Here is an 18,306-nt window from a genome sequence, read left to right as displayed (position 1 = left end):
AATATGTATATATATAAAGAATATACTAATCAAGAATTTATTCTTAACAATAATTAAAAAAATATAAAATAAGGCTTGAAAAAATCTTACCTTTAATATAATAATTATGAAATTTATTGCATTACTTAAAATGCAGGAGGGGCGTCTATGAGAAGTGAAATACTGGTAGCAGGTGTGGATATTGGAACAAATAATACTAACACGATAATAGCAGAGTTAGGAGAGGATAACCTTGTTGATATTGTTGGGATTGGATCTGTCCCATCAAAAGGGATTAAAAGAGGGGTTATTGTTGATTTAGACAAAGCTGCCGAGGCGGTTAAGGAATCGATAGCCAATGCAGAAAGAATGGCTGGTGGAAAGATTAGTTCAGCCGTGGTTGCTGTTAACGGAAGCCATATCTCTTCATTTAATAGCCAGGGAGTTATTGCTATAGCAAAGGAAAACCCGGAAATCAGCGAGGATGATATTGAAAAAGTAATTGAAGCCGCAAAAGCGGGGGTTATTGCCCCTGAAAGGGAATTAATCCATGTCCTGCCAAGAGAGTTTATTTTAGACGGACAAAAGGGCATCCAGGATCCGCTGGGAATGACCGGTTCAAGATTAGAAGGAAAAGTTCATATTGTTACAGGTTCAGTCACAGCAGTTCAAAATCTCTTAAAATGTATGGAAAAAGTGAATGTAGATGTGGATGAATTGATATTTGGAAACCTTGCCTGCGGAAATGCCCTCTTAACCAAAACAGAGAAGGAATTAGGTGTGCTTCTGATTGATATCGGAGCTGGCTCATCAGATGTTTCAGTATTCCTGAATGGTAATATTGCTTACTCTTCTATCCTTCCTTTAGGTGGAATTCAGATTACTAACGATTTGGCAATTGGTTTAAAAACATCAATCGAGGAATCAGAACAATTAAAAATAAAACATGGGAATGTTATGAGTAATTATATTTCCCCTGAAGAAGTAATAGAAGTAGCCGGAATCCAGGGACAAAAAAAAGCGTCAGTATCAAAAAAATACCTTGTTGACATTATTGAAGCAAGGGTTCATGAAATGTTTAGCCTGATAAGAGAAGAATTAGAGAGGTCTAATAACTACCATTTAATAACACAGGGTGTTGTATTAACCGGTGGATGTGCCCTTTTACCAGGTATTACAGAGCTTGCAGGTAAAGTCTTTGAAACTAATGTACGACTGGGTAGGCCAGAATATAAGGGTGAATTAGGTGATTTGATTAATGAGCCAAGACTTTCAACTGTAATGGGGTTAATCGACTTTGCTGTTGAGATAGAAACTATAGAAGGTTCAAACAGAAGAAGCCGTAGAGGCGGAAATACAATTTTTGCAAAAATTACCAACTGGTTAAGAGATTTCTTTTAAATTACACTAAAATATAGAGAATAATTTTCTAAATTTTACCACCAAAATTGGAGGAGGATAAGTTTTGAACAATATAAATGAAAGACCCAGTTCATTTGTCGATATTAAAGTCATTGGAGTTGGCGGCGGAGGGGGAAATGCAGTCAACCGAATGATTGAAGAGAAAATAAATGGAGTAAAATATATTTCTGCAAACACAGATGCCCAGGTATTGGCCCTATCGAATGCTGAGCAAAAAATACAGATAGGGAGCAGGATTACTATGGGTTTAGGTAGCGGCTCAAACCCTGATATAGGTAAGAGAGCTGCGGAAGAAGACAAGGATAAGATTAGTAAGGCCCTGGAGGGAGCTGATATGGTATTTGTTACTGCCGGTATGGGAGGAGGAACCGGTACCGGAGGAAGTCCCGTTATTGCCCAGCTTGCTAAAGAACTTGGAGCCTTGACTGTGGGTGTAGTAACAAAACCATTTACCTTTGAAGGAGTTAAGAGAAAAAAACAGGCAGAAGAAGGTATCCAGCAACTTAAAGATTATGTGGATACTTTGATAGTTATCCCTAATGATAGATTATTGCAGATAATTGCCGAGAATACCCCGGTTTTAGAAGCATTTAAAGTGGCTGATGAGTTATTACTTCATGGAATTAAAGGAATTTCCGAAATTGTTGTTGAGCCTGGCTTAATCAATGTTGATTTTGCAGATGTAAAAATGATTATGGAAAATGCCGGTACTGCTATTATGGGAATTGGCAGAGCAAGTGGTGAAAATCGAGCTATTGAAGCGGCTCACAATGCTGTAAACAGCTCTCTTTTAGGAACTAAAATTACAGATGCAAGAGGTATATTGTTTAATATTTCCGGTGGTAAAAATGTAACTCTCTTTGAGGTAAACCAGGCTGCAGAAATTGTTCAGGAAGCTGCAAATCCTGATGCCAATATTATATTCGGTGCTGTTATCAATGAAGCATTGGGTGAAGATATTCGCATAACTGTAATAGCAACCGGTTTCGATGAACTATCTTCAGAAGAAAAAGAAAGAGAAAAAGAAAGAAGTTTTATTGAGGAAAGAACTGCTAAGCCAGAGCATGAACCTTTAAAAGAGAACAAAATAGAAAATGAAGAAGAAAAGGCCAGGGAAGAAATGCCTGATAAAAATGATGTTGATTATAATGATTTAGAAATACCGACTTTTTTACGTAGAAACAGATAAAAAATAATCAGGGGAGTTTTCTCCCCTGAAATACTTTATATATATAAATTATCCAAATTATCCAAAAATATTTTATTTACTCTTATTAAATTATATATTTATTTTATTTTTACTCTCTGATAGTGTAAATATCTGCACAAAAAAACTATTAAAATATTTATCCCCATTTTGTTAATTATGTCTTGACATTACATATTTAGGGTATTACTATTAGTAATAGCCCTAAATATGGAGTTGTTAAATGAAATGTCCCTTCTGTAATAACATGGATACCGGTGTAATTGAATCCAGATCAATGGAGAATGATTTAGTAATACGGCGAAGAAGATTTTGTAAAAAATGCAATAAACGTTTTACTACACACGAACGTATTGAGATAGTCCCCCTGGTGGTTATTAAAAAAGATAAAAGACGAGAAGTATTTAATCGTGACAAGATTATCAAGGGAATAATTAAAGCATGTGAGAAAAGGTCTGTAAGCATGGCTGAAATAAATCAAATTGCTGAGGATATAGAAGAAAGATTAAAACAAGGTCCCACTAATGAATTTAGAAGTGAGATTATTGGCAGACTGGTGATGGATCGATTAAAGAGTCTGGACGAAGTAGCTTATGTAAGATTTGCCTCTGTATATCGTCATTTTGAGGATGTGGGAAGCTTTTTGGAAGAGATTAACAGAATAAAAGAAGTGCCGGAAAGCGAAGATCAAGAAAGAGAAAAAATGTGAGGAAATTAGTTTATGGTTGAAAAAATAAAAAAAAGAGAAGGACATCTGGTCAATTTTAATGAGGAAAAAATATATAATGCAATTCTGTCAGCAATGGAGGCAGTTGGAGAAAAAAATTATACCCAGGCTAGAAAAATAACTGATCACGTAATTTACAGGTTGGAAGTAAATTTTGAGAAGAATATTCCATCAGTAGAAGAAATACAGGATATTGTTGAAGAACAGCTTATTTCTTCAGGACTGACCAGAGTTGCTAAAGCCTATATTCTATATAGAAATAAAAGAAATGAAATTCGCAAAAAACTATATGTACGTGGCAGTGATAAGAAATATAAGAACAGTACAGAAATGTCATTATTAGTCTCAACACCTACCAGGGAGACTATTGCTCCCTGGGATAGAAGCAAGATTGTAGATGCACTGTGTAAGGAAGCAGATATCACTTCTGGAGTAGCAAGAAAAATTGCCAAAAATGTTGAAGAAAAAATATTTAATTTAAATTTTGACAATATCTCTACCGGTTTAATCAGGGAGTTTGTAGATAATGAGTTATTTATCCGTGGTTATGAAAAAAAATGGATAAAACAAAAAATTATCGGGATGCCATTTTATGATTTAAATCGCCTCTTTTTGTCTAAGACAAAAGAGAATAGCAATATTGCAAATAATAATCCTGAAGCAATTAATTTGGCTATTGCCGAAAATACAATTAAGCAGTATATGCTCCAGGAAGTTTTTAGCCAGGAAGTTGCAGAAGCACATCTAAAAGGGATGATTCATATCCATGATTTAGGGTATCCACGTATTTACTGTTCAGGACATTCCCTCGAATATATAAAAAAATATGGATTAAATCTGGATAATTTAGATACTTCCTCTTCACCTGCTAAATATGCTAGAACCTTAACAGGTCACCTGAATACATTCCTATCCTCGATGCAGGCCTATTATGCAGGGGCTTTAGGTATAGCTTATCTTAATATCTTTTATGCGCCTTATTTGGTCGGGATGTCTTATGAGGAAATGAAGCAGGAAGCACAATACCTGATTTTCAGCGGTTCACAAAATGCCTTTTCAAGGGGAGGGCAAAGTTTGTTTCTGGATTTCAATGTACATACCGGCATTCCTGACCATTTAAAAGATGTACCTGCAATAGGTCCGGGAGGCAAATATACCGGAAAAAAATATCAGGATTATACACAAGAAGCCCAGCAATTCCTGAAGGTTTTAATGGAGGTATGGGAAAAAGGAGATTCTAACGGAAAAGTTTTTGCCTTTCCTAAAATGGACCTTCATATTAATAACGATTCTTTTTGTGATCCCAGGCAAAAAGAATTGCTGGAGTATGCCTGTCAGATTGCTTCCAAAAACGGAACACCTTATTTCATATTTGATAGGGATAGTGTTACATTATCTGCCTGTTGTAGATTAAAAAATGAAATAACAGACATGCAGATGATTAAAAAGCCTGAAAAATTAAGGTTTTCAGGAATACAGAATGTGACAATAAATTTACCACAGTGTGCCTATAGGACTCTCAAAGATATGAGATTACAATCCGGCACAGACAAAAGGAGAGAATTATTTGATAATTTCTTCCAACAGATAGACTTAGTTCTTAAATTAGTTATTAAGGCACATCAAGAAAAAAAGCATTTCTTGAAAAAAATGATGGATTCCCCGGAAGGTCCATTATGGCAAGTTGGGAAAATAAGTCCTGATGGAGAGCCTTATGTTGATTTAGAAAAAGGGACATACCTGGTAGGTATTATTGGATTAAATGAGGCTATTCAATATTTAACAGGTCAACAGTTACATGAAAATGAGGATACTTACAATCTGGGATTAAAAACTGTCTCTTTTTTACATATTAAATGTAATGAGTATTCAAAGAAATACAGAATAAAGCTGTCACTGGAAGAATCTCCTGCTGAAAGTGCTGCTGGCAGGCTTGCAAAAATAGATTTGAGAGAGTTTCCGGAAAGCAAAAAAGTGGTCAAGGGAAGCATTTTAGATGATGAGTGCTATTATTCAAACAGCATTCATTTTGCAGCTGCAGCAGATATTGACCTTCTTTCGCGAATAATCAAACAGAGTAAATTTCATCCTCTTATTAAAAGTGGGGCTATCATCCATGCCTTTGTCGGCGAAAAGCAGCCACCTGCTGATAGTATTTATAATTTGATAAAAAAAGTATGGGAAAATACACTTTCTGCCCAAATAACAATTTCACCGGAGTTTACGGTATGTAATCAATGTAATAAAATTAGCCGTGGCCTGCTTGATTCATGTAGCTATTGTCATAGTGAAAATGTCTATGGTATTACCAGAATTGTTGGGTATTATAGCAAGATTAATAATTGGAACAAAAATAAGATTGGCGAATTAAAAGACAGGAGAATAGGCAAATACCAGGTTGTTTAAAATGTCATCTGAATTATTTTGAATGAAGGAAAAAGATAAAAATGAAAATCAAGATATTTTGGAAAAAAGACTGCCCTAATTGCCCACAGGCAAAAAAAATTGGTAGGTTATTAGAAGATAAAGTTGAGGTTCAATATTGTGATATTGATACTGTTGATGGATTAACAGAGGCATGTATGCTGAATGTTATGAGTACCCCAACAATAATTATACTGGATAACTATGATAATGAAATGGATTCCTGGAGAGGCATTGTGCCTGACATAAAAGATATTGAAGGAAAAATAATAAGTTAAAAATATGGAAATGATTAAGATAAAAAAGATAATCTCAACATCCTTAATTGATTGGGAGGGCATGATTGTTTCAACTCTATATGTAGGTGGGTGTAATTTCCGCTGCCCATTTTGTTATAATACAGATTTAGTGCTAAGGCATCAGTCTTTGCAGGATATTCCCATAGAAGAAATGATTTCCTCAATACTTTCAAAAAAACCTTTTTTAGATGGTATTTGTCTGAGCGGTGGTGAGCCAACATTAAATGAAGGGGTTAAAGATTTCCTTTTGGAGATTAAGAAACATAATTTAAAGATAAAAATAGATACTAATGGCAGTAATCCAGAAATATTAAAAGATATAATAGAAAAAAATTTAGTTGATTATATTGCAATGGACATAAAAACAATGTTAAGGGAAGAGGATTACTCAGAGGTAATTGGGTTAAAGATTGATAATATTATCTCAAAAATCAGGAATAGTATTAACTTAATAATGAATTCAGGTATTGATTACGAATTTCGAACAACAATTATTCCAAAATTTCATGATATAGAGGTAATAAAAAACATAGCCGAAGAAATAACAGGTGCACGCAGATATATATTACAAAGGTTTATTCAATCAGAAGAAATGTTAGACCCTGATCTTAAAGATGTGAAAGCGTACGATGAAGAAAAAATAACTGACATACTAAAAAAGGTTAAAAATAATGTTTTAGAATGTAGGGTAAGGTGATAGGCCGAACCGGTTAATGATAAGGAAGAGTATTTCTTCAGATTAAATCTCTCAATTTTTTCTTCTGAATGCAATTATAATAGCAAAGATATCTTTCTGATATATTTTATAGAAAAAATTATTAACGGATTATTTTGACACAAAAAATAACCAAAAAAAATATTTCAAGGCTAAAAGTGGTTTAATTTACTTCTTTTTGGTATTATGGTATATTATTATATTTGAATAAAATTTGTAATATTATAAGAGGAGGTATGACAATAGATAAGATTTCTATTAAATAAAATAATATGCAAAGTAAAATTCAGAACAAAGAGGAGGAATTTATGTTAAGAATTAAGAAGATTTTCGTGATATTAATAGCCTTACTAATATTATTTCCCATTAATGTTGCTGCACAAGATACTGTATTAATTGGCCTGCAATGTCCGCTAACAGGATCAGAGGCAATTGAAGGTGAAATGGCGAAACAGAGTGTAGAAATAGCAGCGCAGATGGTTAATGATAAGGGTGGCGTTTTAGATGGAAAAATGATTGAAATAATTGTGGTAGACGATGAATGTACTCCAAAAGGTGGTTCCCTTGCTGCTCAAAACCTAACTTCAAGGGGAATAGTTGCAGGTATTTCAACTTATGGTTCATCTGTCACACAACCTGCTTCAGATATTTACGAAGCTAATAAAATAGTTAATATTGCATATGGAGCAACAGTTTCAGAATTGTCTGAAAGAGGTTTAAAGTATTTTTTCCGAACTTGTGGTAGAACAGATACGCAGGGAATCTTTTTTGCTGAGGAAGTTGTGCCATACTTTGGAGCAAAAAAAGTCGCTATCCTGCATGACAACACCTCATTTGCTTTAGGATTAGCAGAGGAAGCCAGAAAATTTCTTTTAGAAGCCGGCACAGCTGAGCTGGTTTATTTTGATGCTATTACTCCGGGAGAATCTGATTATACAGTTCCATTAACTAAGATGCGGGAAACAAATCCTGACTTATTCTATTTTACCGGTTATTTTTCAGAGGCGGGTTTAATTATTAGACAGGCCAGAGAAATTGGCATTGATGCTGTTTTTGTGGGAGGAGATGCAGCAATTAACGAAGATTTTATCAGAATTGCTGGATTGGAATATGCCTCAGGCTGTTATATGACTCAGGAAGCATTGATACAATATTTTACTAATCCGGAAGCTATGGAATTTAAAGAAAAATATCAGGAAGCTTATAACGCTTTACCTTCCAGCCCATGGTCTGTTTATGCTGCCGATGCTTTGATGGTAATAGCTGAAGCTATTGATAAAACAGGTTCAACAGATTCAGATATGTTAGCTGATTATCTGAAAAATGAAATGGAAGAATTTCCAAGCATTACCGGACCAATTGGATTTGATGAAAAAGGAGACCGTGTAGGAACTGGTATAAATCTGTATATAGTTAATGATGATGGTAGCTATGCTATTGTTGAGAGATAAAAATTAGTAGTATTATTGGGGTAGAGGTAAATGAAATTAATTATTGAACAGCTTTTGAATGGATTAACAATTGGTTCTTTTTATGCTCTTATTGCATTAGGGTATTCAATGGTATATGGTGTAATGAAATTGATAAATTTTGCCCACGGCGATTTATTTACTTTGGGGTCATACTTTGGATATACTCTATTAGTTATGAGCACTGCTTATGTAACCTCTACCTTTGGTTTGTGGGGTGGATTGATTGCGGCTATGTTGGTAGCCGCAATCGGTACAGGTATTATGGGAATTATTGTGGAAAGGTTAGCATACAGACCCATATATCCTACAGGTAGATTACCGGCCGTAGTATCCGCATTAGGTGTTTCGATTTTTTTACAGAATGCCATTATGGTTATTTGGGGAGCCAGACCACAGGCATACACATCAAATGTTATCCCTAATCATATTTTAAATATTGGTGGTTTAAGAATTAATGTTTTACAGATTATAATTCTGCTTTTATCTTTTTTATTAATGGGCATACTGTATTATATTATTCAAAGAACTACCTTTGGTGCTGCTATCAGGGCTTGTGCGCTGGATAGAGAGACAGCTGCTCTAATGGGAATAAATATTAATCTAATTATATTTTTTATTTTTGCCCTTGGACCTGCACTGGGAGGAACAGCCGGAGTTATGGTTGGGGTTTATTATCGCAGAATAAGTTTTATCATGGGTTGGAATTATGGTCTTAAAGCTTTTACAGCAACAATTTTAGGTGGAATAGGAAATATTCCCGGAGCAATGATAGGGGGACTGATTTTAGGACTTTTAGAAATGCTTGGTTCAACTTATCTTTCAACTGCATACAAAGATGTATTTGTTTTTTTAGTGTTAATTCTTGTATTGATTTTTAGGCCAAGGGGAATTCTTGGTGAGAAAGTAGCTGAGAAAGTTTAGAGTAGAATAATATGATTGAAAAAAACAATACCAAAAATGGTTTTGCTTATAAAAAAAGTGGATATTTTTTAACAGGTATTATTATAGCGTTTTTACTTTTTCCTGTTATTGTCAAAAATAATTATATTATTGATGTTGCTTTTTTCTTTGGCATCTATACACTGTTAGGATTAAGCCTGAATGTCGTGTTAGGTGAAGTAGGACTATTTGACTTAGGACACATGGGATTTGCTGCAATTGGGGCTTATTCCGCTGCAATTCTAAATACCAGCTTTAATCTACCCATATTAGCTTTATTACCTGTTAGTGCTATTGCAGCTGCTATTTTTGCTTACATAGTATGTTCTCCTATAATACATTTGAGGGGAGATTACCTGTGTATTGTAACTATCGGAATGGGAGAGATTATCCGTTTGACGTTGATTAACAATCCACTCGGGATTACAGGAGGTCCAAACGGTATTTTTGGAATACAATTTCCTTCTATCGGCAATTTTTTAGTTATAAATAATTCTACAGAATTTTACTATTATATATGGATAGTCGTTGGATTGACAGTTATAGCTTTAATAAGGTTACAGAATTCCAGGATTGGAAGAGCCTGGAATTGTATCCGTGAAGACAATATAGCGGCCGAAGCGTCAGGCATTGATGTCAGGTACTATAAATTGCTTGCATTTGTTATCGGTGCTGCATTAGCTGGTGTAGCAGGTAATATCTATGCCAGCAAACTTATGATTGTTTCCCCGGATAGCTTTACTTTTATGGAATCATGTCTGCTATTCTGTATTGTTCTAATTGGAGGAATGGGTTCAATACCCGGTGTATTTATCGGAGCTGCGGCAATATCTCTTTTCCCGGAAATATTTCAAACTTTTGCCCAATACCGTATGTTAATATTTGGGGCAGTAATGGTATTGATGATGATGTTCAGGCCAGGTGGCGCATGGCCGAGACAAAGAGGCAAACTGCAAGTAGAACCAATGGTTATTAAGGGAGAAGAGAGTGAAATATAATGACTGAAAAATATACTAAAGAAGAAAAAAATCTGCAAACTGCCAATACAGAAATTATACTGGAGACTAAAAAATTAACCAAGCAGTTCGGTGGATTAATTGCTGTTAATCAGCTTGATTTAAAAGTCAGGAAGGGAAATATAAGCAGTATAATTGGTCCAAATGGTGCCGGTAAAACTACTGTTTTTAATGTAATTACTGGAATTTATCAAGCCGATAGTGGAGAATACTATTTTAAAGATGAAAGATTATTTAAATTAAAACCACATCAAATACTTGCAAAAGGAATGGCCAGAACTTTTCAGAATATTCGCTTATTTAAAGATATGACTTGTCTCGAAAATGTAATGTCCGGACAGCATGCACGCAGTAAATCAGGATTATGGCCTTCTGTATTTCGGTTACCGTCACAAATAAAAGAAGAAAAAAGGATACAGGAAGTTGCAGAGAGCAAGCTGGAACAAATAGGGCTTAGTTCTTGTAAATTTGAACTGGCAAAAAATATAGCATATGGTAATCAAAGGATGTTAGAAATTGCCAGGGCTTTAGCTAGCAACCCTGATTTATTGATACTTGATGAACCCAGCAGTGGTTTAAATGATAAAGAATCTGAAGATTTGATGTTTTTTCTCAATAAATTAAAAAAAGAAGATTTAACAATACTACTTATCGAGCATGATATGAATGTTGTAATGGGAATTTCCGACTGGGTAACGGTAATGGATGAAGGGAAAAAAATTGCTGAGGGAAAACCAGAAGAAGTGTATAATAATCCCGTTGTTATTGAAGCTTACTTAGGAAAAGAAGAAGAGGAGGATTATTTGTAGTTTTGGTAAAATCATTATTAAGAATAACAGACCTTCATATCTATTATGATGCAGTAAAGGCATTAAAAGGAATTTCTCTGGATGTTTCAAGAGGCGAAATTGTTAGCGTTTTAGGTGCAAACGGTGCAGGTAAAAGTACATTGCTTAGAGCTATTTCCGGACTGGTTCCTGTACATGATGGTGATATATTGTTTCAGGAAAATTCTTTAAAAAAAAGAGAAGCATACAAAATTGTAATTGATGGTATTTCCCATGTTCCTGAAGGAAGGCATGTTTTTGCTACATTGACCGTTGAGGAAAATCTAAATTTAGGTGCTTTTAACCGTAGAAGTGATAAAAAAATTGTTTTAGAAAGAAAAGAACGTGTTTATGATTTATTCCCAATTTTAAAAAATAGAAAAAAACAGTTAGCTGGTACATTGTCAGGTGGTGAACAGCAGATGCTTGCTATTGGCAGAGGATTAATGAGTGACCCGGAATTATTGCTATTGGATGAACCATCGTTAGGGCTTGCACCATTATTGGTAAAACAAATCTTTAAAATAATTAAGGAAATCAATGAACAGGGTGTTGCAATTTTATTAGTTGAACAAAATGCCAGAAAGGCCTTAGCTGTTGCTAATCGGGCATATGTACTGGAAACAGGCAGGATAAGTATAAGCGGTTTGTCTTCAAAATTAAAGGATGATAAGAAAATACAGGAAGCATATCTTGGTGGAAGTGCCATAAGAGGCAAAAACCTGAGTAAACCTGGTTTTGAAAGAATCAAATAAAAAAGGCCCAAACTTTAAAACCCTGGCTTAAAGCATTATGATATTCTATTAATGTTTATTAATGTGATTCAGTCATTGGTTTCAGTTATTATAATTTAATTGAAAAAATGAACCTTTTTTGTTATATTATATGCAAGTTAATATGTTTAATTTATTTTAGGAATAAAGCAATATGAGTCAAAAAAGCAAAGAAGATAAGGAATTAATAGCTATTTTTAATAATGAGCTGGCAGATTTAAGGGATAACTTGATTAAAATGTCAAAAATGGTTAGAATTTCCCTGGAAAAGGCTGTACAGTCTTTGGTTAATAAAGACTGGGAGATGGCACAACAGGTAATTGACGGTGATGAAATAGTAGATCGAATGGAATTGGATATTGAAGAACAGTGCCTGCAATTAATAGCATTAAAACACCCGGTATCTAAAAAACTAAGAGTTATAACAAGTGCCATGAAAGCCATATCTGATTTAGAGAGAGTTGGGGATAGGGCGGCTAATATTGCCGGAGCTAGCCAGTATTTATCATCTAAGCCCATGGTAAAGCCATTAGTGGATATTCCCAGGATGGCAGATTTAACAAAAGAAATGCTCAAGGATAGTCTTGAAGCATATCTTAGCGGGAATGTAGAATTAGCTAAAGCGGTTTGGGAAAAAGACAAGCTGGTTGATCAGATAAATCAACAGATACTTCGCGAACTGTTAACATTTATGTTAGAAGATCCCCATACAATCAGCCGGGCAATACATTTGATTTTTATCTCTGATAATCTGGAAAGAATAGGAGACCATGCCGGAAATCTCGCCGAGAGGGTAGTGTACATTGTTGATGGGGAAAGAATAAAAGAAAAGTTTGGACAAATGAGAGGGGATAGTTAAGGATATCTATGTATTTTTTAATAAATATTATTAATATAGTTTTCAGGATTTACAGTTATATTATATTAGCCAGAATATTTTTATCATGGTTACCGGTTGATAGGTCTAATCCTATTATTAAACTGATATATCAGGCTACTGAGCCGATATTAGCTCCTTTCAGGGTAATCATTCCTTTGGGGGGGATGGGGATTGATTTGTCCCCGATTATTGTATATTTTTTACTAAACCTGTTAAGAACATCATTGATAAGATTAATTGTTAATATATATTATTAATTTTAGGAATTACATTCATATGGCTAAAAAAGACAGCCAATAGAAGGAGGGCGATTAATGAAGATTACCCCGATGGATATTGAACAGCAACAGTTTAATAGATCCTTCAGAGGATATAATGAGGAAGAAGTCGATGATTTCCTGGATCGTATTGCTAAAGATTACGAGGAAGTGCTTAATGAAAATATAAAGCTCAAAGAAGAAGTTGAACGATTTAAATCAAGGGTTGAAGAATATTCAAAAATGGACGAAACTCTTAGAAGTGCCTTGATTAATGCTCAGAAGAGTGCTTCTAATATTAAAGAAAATGTACAAAAAGAAGCACAGGTCGTATTAGAAAATGCCAAAATTGAGGCTGAGAGGATTAAGCAGCAGGCAAAACAGGAAATCTATGATATCAATAATGAGATAGTAGAATTAAAGAAAAGAAAATACCTGATTTTAGAAAAATTAAAAAATACACTAAAAATTCATATCAGGATGTTAGATGAAGAGATTATTGAAGAACCGGAAGAACAAGAAAATCTTAAAGAGCAACACAAACCGGAAGAGCAAGTGAAGCAGGTAGATCAAGGGGAGTCGGAAGATATCCGGGATAAAGCAATAGAAGATATTAAAATGAAATTTTACTCAAATAATAAAAAAAATAACCAGAAGGAATTTGATGATATACAGAATGATAAGGATTTTTAAAATCTTTAATCTGAAAATATTTTGTGTCCTTTAATTGACTCTTTATAAAAAAAGTGATACTATTTTTTATCACAATAATGAGAAATAATTATTTTAAAAATAAGCAAGGGGAAGAGTAAGAAAGTTAATAATTCTGAAAATCACCTCTTGAGATTTTGGCTGAAATATATATAATAAGCCAAAACGGTTGTCTCGATAAAGCTGAATGATGGAAGAATGTAATAACATATCTTTCATAAAGGTTGTTCTTGTTATAAATAATTAATAGAACAACGTGTAATAAGGTGGTACCGCAGGAAATTATAGCCTCTTGCCCTTTTGAAGGCAAGAGGCTTTTGTTTTTATATATTTAGAATATAAGGGAGTATATTATGGATTTTAAAGAAACACTAAACTTACCAAAAACAGATTTTTCCATGAAAGCTAATTTACCAAAAGAAGAACCAAAAATGTTGGATTTCTGGTATAGCATGGAATTAGATAAGAAATTATTGGAAAAACACAGAGATAACGAAAAGTTTATCCTGCATGACGGTCCTCCTTATGCTAACGGGAATATTCACATAGGTACAGCATATAATAAGATTCTGAAAGATATAATTCCTAAGTACCGGTGGATGAAAGGATATAATGCATATTATGTACCTGGATGGGATACTCATGGAATGCCTATTGAGCACAGGGTAAGCAAGAACTTAAATGTCACCCTGCATGACATCGACCCGGTTAAATTAAGAGAAGAATGCCAGAAATATGCAAAAGAATATATTAATATTCAAATGGATGAATTTAAAAGACTGGGAGTTATTGCTGATTGGGAAAATCCTTACCTGACATTTTTGCCTGAATATGAAGAAAAACAAATTGAAATATTTGGGAGAATGTATGAGCGCGGATATATATATAAAGGTTTAAAGCCGGTCTATTGGTGTCCTTCCTGTGAAACTGCATTGGCTGCAGCAGAAATTGAATATAGTGACGAAGAGAGTGACTCAATTTATGTTAAATTTAAGATAGAAGATGATATAAGCTCAATTTTTCCCAGGGTAGAACCTGGTGAGGTATATATAGTAATATGGACGACTACACCCTGGACAATACCTGCTAATTTGGCCATCACACTTCACCCGGATTTTAAATATAGCCTGGTGAAGACTAATCAGGGAAATTTGATTATAGCATCAAAATTAGTAGAAGAGGTAATGAAAAAGGTTGGGATTGATTCTTATCAGGTTTTAGGTGAACAAGAAGGCAAGGCCTTTGAAAGAATAAAAGCAAAGCATCCGATATTAGACAGAGATTCTCTTATTATTTTAGGATCCCATGTATCATTGGAAGAAGGTACAGGTTGTATTCATACTGCTCCCGGTCATGGACAGGAAGACTATGAAGTTAGTATTAAATATGGTCTGCCGATTATCTCAGTCCTTGACAGCAAGGGGCGACTAAATGAAAATTCTGGACCTTTTAATGGTTTGGATTATCAAAAAGGTAATAAGAAGGTTATTGAATCCCTAAAAGAAAATGGAAAACTCTTAGTAAGTGGCAAAATTAAACATTCATATCCTCATTGCTGGAGATGTAAAAAACCAATTTTATTCAGAGCAACAGAGCAATGGTTTGTTTCGGTGGATAAATTCAGAGAAAAGTCATTAAAGGCTATTGATGAAGTAACATGGATTCCACGCTGGGGTAAAGAAAAAATATACAGTATGGTAGAAGAAAGGACTGATTGGTGTATATCACGTCAAAGGGTATGGGGAGTTCCTATCCCTGCCTTTTATTGCAGTAACTGTAAAAAAATAGTAATAACACCACAAACAATTGATATTGTCAAAGAATTGTTTAGAGAAAAAGGTTCAAATTCATGGTTTGCCATGAATGCAGACGAGATTCTCCCAAAAGGATTCGAATGTCCTCACTGTAATGGTGATAAGTTTGAAAAGGAAACTGATATTATGGATGTCTGGTTTGACTCAGGATGCAGTCATGCAGCTGTATTACAAACCAGAAAAGACTTGCACTGGCCTTGTGAGTTATATTTAGAAGGTACAGATCAGCATCGCGGATGGTTCCAGACTTCTCTTTTGACATCGGTAGCGAGTTTTGACAGAGCTCCGTATAAATCAGTCTTAACTCATGGATTTATTGTGGATGAAGAGGGAAGAAAAATGTCTAAATCTATCGGTAATGTAATTCCTCCTCAACAGGTAATTGATGAATATGGTGCAGATATTTTGAGATTATGGGTAGCATCCTCTGATTATCGGAGAGATGTCAGAATATCTAAAAAGATATTAAAACAACTGGTAGAAATATATCGTAAAATAAGAAATACTACCCGCTTTATCCTGGGCAATTTAAATGATTTTGATTCGGAAAAGAATAGTATTCCATATGAAAAAATGGAAGATATTGATAAGATTATATTAAGTCAATTCCAGCAACTGGTTAAACATACTACTGAGAATTATGATAATTATGAATTTCATTCTCTATATCATGATATACATAATTTCTGTACTCTTAATTTGAGTTCTTTTTATCTTGATATAATTAAGGATAGATTATATGTACTCAATGCTGATTCTATTTCAAGAAGATCAGCTCAAACAGTTCTTTATAAAATTGTCAATGAATTAACTCGCTTGATTGCTCCGGTATTAAGCTTTACTGCAGAAGAAATATGGCAGAATTTAAATAAAGAAAATAAAAAAGAAGGAAGTGTTTTCCTCTCATCATGGCCGGAAGTAGACAAACATATGGTTCAAACACAGATGGAGGAAGAGTGGAGCAAATTGTTGGCAGTAAGAAAGGATGTTCTAAGGGCATTGGAGATTTCCAGAAAAGAAGGGCTTATTGGTAATGCTCTACAGGCACAGGTTGATTTGATCACTGATAATAATGAATTATACGAGTATTTGGGCAAATTTAAGGATAAACTGGAAACTATTTTTATTGTTTCAAAAGTTGAGATAATCAAAGCATCAGAGGAAGTATCTGCTGATAATATTTTAAAAGGGGAAGAAGTTCCGGAACTATCAGTGTCAGTAAAGAAAGCCCCTGGAGAAAAATGTGAAAGATGCTGGTGTTATTCAGAAAGCGTAGGAGAAAACAAAGAATATCCGACTATCTGCCATAAATGTGTTACTGTATTAACATATGATAAATAAGGATATATACTAATGGCAGGGAAAAAGAAAAAGGTTGCTAAAAAGGGTATTTCAATATACTTTTTATCAGGTATATTTCTGATTACCCTTTTTGATCAGATAACAAAAATTTGGGTTGAAACAAAAATGAATTTAATGGAATCCATACCGATTATAAAGGGAGTATTCCATATAACCTATATTTTAAATCCTAACTCTGCTTTTGGTATTCTTAGATTTCCAAATACTGTATTTGTTGTTGTAACCATATTGGTTATTTTACTGATAATATTCTTATTGAGAAAAAAGATAACCCCAGAGAACAAACTGGTTTTCTTCTCTTTGATATTTATTTTAGGTGGTTCCCTGGGTAACATGATTGATCGTCTCAGGGTAGGAAGTGTTATCGATTTCCTGGATTTCCAAATATGGCCTATTTTTAATATTGCTGATTCAGCGCTTAATATAGGTCTATTCATGCTGATTATTTATTTTCTTTTTCAAAAGGAAGAGATTAATGAAAATGAAGATGATAATTGATTAGTTATTAAAGATTTTTTTAAAAAGGGAAGTAATCAATTTTGGAGTTACAAAGTAAAACTAGAGAAATTATCTATACAAATGAAGAAAATATAAGAATTGATATTTATTTAGCAAAGGGCCAGTATTGTAGCTTTTCCAGAAATAGAATCAAGGAATTGATTACTCAGGGAAATATTCTGGTGAATGATAAAAAAATAAAAGCCAGTTACATTTTAAAAAATGGAGATAGAATTTCTATAAATATTCCTGAGCAAAAAGAATTGAATCTGCAGCCGGAAAACATACCTCTTGATATCTATTTTGAGGATGAGCATATGATGGTTATTGATAAAGCCGCAGGGATGATTGTGCATCCAACAGGTAAAGTTCGAACTGGTACACTTGTTAATGCAATATTGTATCATTGTCAGGGAAACCTCCCGGGCATCAATGGTGTAAACCGACCCGGGATTGTTCATCGATTGGATAAGGAAACATCCGGATTAATGATGATTGCTAAAACAGAACTGGCACATCATAGTTTGACCAAGCAAATAAAGGAAAGAAGTATTGTAAAAAAATACATTGCTCTTGTGTACGGTATTTTAAAAGATAAAGCAGGGTATATTGAAGCACCTATAGGTAGAGATAAAAATCACAGGAATAAAATGAGTGTTTCTAATATAGCCAGCCGTGAAGCAAAAACGTACTTTGAGGTTATCAAGTATTTTGAGTCATTTACACTATTGTTGCTCAGGTTGTATACAGGTCGTACTCATCAGATTAGAGTACATCTAAGATTTATTGGACACCCGGTAGTTGGAGATAAGCTGTATGGCATCCGAAAAGAAAAGAATAACTATATTTCAATTCAAAGACAGGCTTTGCATTCCCATTATCTACAATTTTCTCATCCTGCTACTGGACAAACGATGAGTTTTACATCAGCCCTTCCTGATGATATAAAGAAACAACTGGCCATACTTTATGGAGATTAGAATG

General features: G+C 34.2%; 17 protein-coding genes. All 17 read left to right on the top strand.

Annotation, left to right across the window (positions count from 1 at the left end):
- Window positions 1–147: 147 nt before the first annotated feature.
- The 17 genes from ftsA (at window position 148) to PHQ99_00345 (ending at window position 18,302) form a co-directional block, all read left to right on the top strand.
- Window positions 148–1,380 (top strand): cell division protein FtsA, encoded by a 1,233-nt coding sequence (gene ftsA / locus PHQ99_00425; protein ID MDD4288049.1) that lies wholly within the window; start codon window positions 148–150, stop codon window positions 1,378–1,380.
- A 64-nt stretch (window positions 1,381–1,444) separates the two neighbouring features.
- Window positions 1,445–2,590, top strand: a complete 1,146-nt coding sequence (gene ftsZ, locus PHQ99_00420) for a cell division protein FtsZ (GenBank protein MDD4288048.1) — start codon at window positions 1,445–1,447, stop codon at window positions 2,588–2,590.
- A gap of 241 nt (window positions 2,591–2,831) precedes the next feature.
- Window positions 2,832–3,317, top strand: a complete 486-nt coding sequence (gene nrdR, locus PHQ99_00415; protein ID MDD4288047.1) for a transcriptional regulator NrdR — start codon at window positions 2,832–2,834, stop codon at window positions 3,315–3,317.
- 12 nt (window positions 3,318–3,329) lie between these two features.
- Complete coding sequence (gene nrdD, locus PHQ99_00410; GenBank protein MDD4288046.1) at window positions 3,330–5,741, top strand: anaerobic ribonucleoside-triphosphate reductase; 2,412 nt, start codon at window positions 3,330–3,332, stop codon at window positions 5,739–5,741.
- Window positions 5,742–5,782: 41 nt separating this feature from the next.
- Window positions 5,783–6,037 (top strand): thioredoxin family protein, encoded by a 255-nt coding sequence (locus PHQ99_00405; GenBank protein MDD4288045.1) that lies wholly within the window; start codon window positions 5,783–5,785, stop codon window positions 6,035–6,037.
- 10 nt (window positions 6,038–6,047) lie between these two features.
- Window positions 6,048–6,755 (top strand): anaerobic ribonucleoside-triphosphate reductase activating protein, encoded by a 708-nt coding sequence (locus PHQ99_00400; protein ID MDD4288044.1) that lies wholly within the window; start codon window positions 6,048–6,050, stop codon window positions 6,753–6,755.
- 326 nt (window positions 6,756–7,081) lie between these two features.
- Window positions 7,082–8,224 carry a branched-chain amino acid ABC transporter substrate-binding protein gene (locus PHQ99_00395; GenBank protein MDD4288043.1) on the top strand — a complete coding sequence of 381 codons (1,143 nt, stop codon included), beginning with the start codon at window positions 7,082–7,084 and terminating at the stop codon, window positions 8,222–8,224.
- Window positions 8,225–8,254: 30 nt separating this feature from the next.
- Window positions 8,255–9,166, top strand: a complete 912-nt coding sequence (locus PHQ99_00390; GenBank protein MDD4288042.1) for a branched-chain amino acid ABC transporter permease — start codon at window positions 8,255–8,257, stop codon at window positions 9,164–9,166.
- An 11-nt stretch (window positions 9,167–9,177) separates the two neighbouring features.
- Window positions 9,178–10,182, top strand: a complete 1,005-nt coding sequence (locus tag PHQ99_00385) for a branched-chain amino acid ABC transporter permease (GenBank protein ID MDD4288041.1) — start codon at window positions 9,178–9,180, stop codon at window positions 10,180–10,182.
- Entirely contained in the window at window positions 10,182–11,009 is an 828-nt protein-coding gene (locus tag PHQ99_00380; GenBank protein MDD4288040.1) for an ABC transporter ATP-binding protein, read from the top strand. The genes PHQ99_00385 and PHQ99_00380 overlap by 1 nt, the downstream gene beginning before the upstream one ends.
- Before the next feature lie 2 nt (window positions 11,010–11,011).
- Entirely contained in the window at window positions 11,012–11,782 is a 771-nt protein-coding gene (locus tag PHQ99_00375) for an ABC transporter ATP-binding protein (GenBank protein ID MDD4288039.1), read from the top strand.
- A 172-nt stretch (window positions 11,783–11,954) separates the two neighbouring features.
- On the top strand, window positions 11,955–12,659 hold the full coding sequence (phoU, locus tag PHQ99_00370) for a phosphate signaling complex protein PhoU (GenBank protein ID MDD4288038.1): 705 nt from the start codon (window positions 11,955–11,957) through the stop codon (window positions 12,657–12,659).
- An 8-nt stretch (window positions 12,660–12,667) separates the two neighbouring features.
- Window positions 12,668–12,937 carry a YggT family protein gene (locus PHQ99_00365; GenBank protein MDD4288037.1) on the top strand — a complete coding sequence of 90 codons (270 nt, stop codon included), beginning with the start codon at window positions 12,668–12,670 and terminating at the stop codon, window positions 12,935–12,937.
- Window positions 12,938–12,994: 57 nt separating this feature from the next.
- The gene (locus tag PHQ99_00360) at window positions 12,995–13,630 is read left to right on the top strand and encodes a DivIVA domain-containing protein (GenBank protein ID MDD4288036.1); all 636 of its coding nucleotides are present in this window, start codon (window positions 12,995–12,997) and stop codon (window positions 13,628–13,630) included.
- Between the two features lie 371 nt (window positions 13,631–14,001).
- On the top strand, window positions 14,002–16,803 hold the full coding sequence (ileS, locus tag PHQ99_00355) for an isoleucine--tRNA ligase (GenBank protein MDD4288035.1): 2,802 nt from the start codon (window positions 14,002–14,004) through the stop codon (window positions 16,801–16,803).
- 12 nt (window positions 16,804–16,815) lie between these two features.
- Entirely contained in the window at window positions 16,816–17,322 is a 507-nt protein-coding gene (lspA, locus tag PHQ99_00350; GenBank protein ID MDD4288034.1) for a signal peptidase II, read from the top strand.
- Window positions 17,323–17,363: 41 nt separating this feature from the next.
- Window positions 17,364–18,302: an RluA family pseudouridine synthase gene (locus PHQ99_00345; GenBank protein ID MDD4288033.1), complete on the top strand. Its 939-nt coding sequence runs from the start codon at window positions 17,364–17,366 to the stop codon at window positions 18,300–18,302.
- Window positions 18,303–18,306 lie beyond the last annotated feature (4 nt).

It is taken from the genome of Atribacterota bacterium, from assembly GCA_028703475.1.
Classification (GTDB): domain Bacteria; phylum Atribacterota; class Phoenicimicrobiia; order Phoenicimicrobiales; family Stramentimicrobiaceae; genus JAQVMU01.
This window is presented reverse-complemented; position numbering and strand designations above follow the sequence as displayed.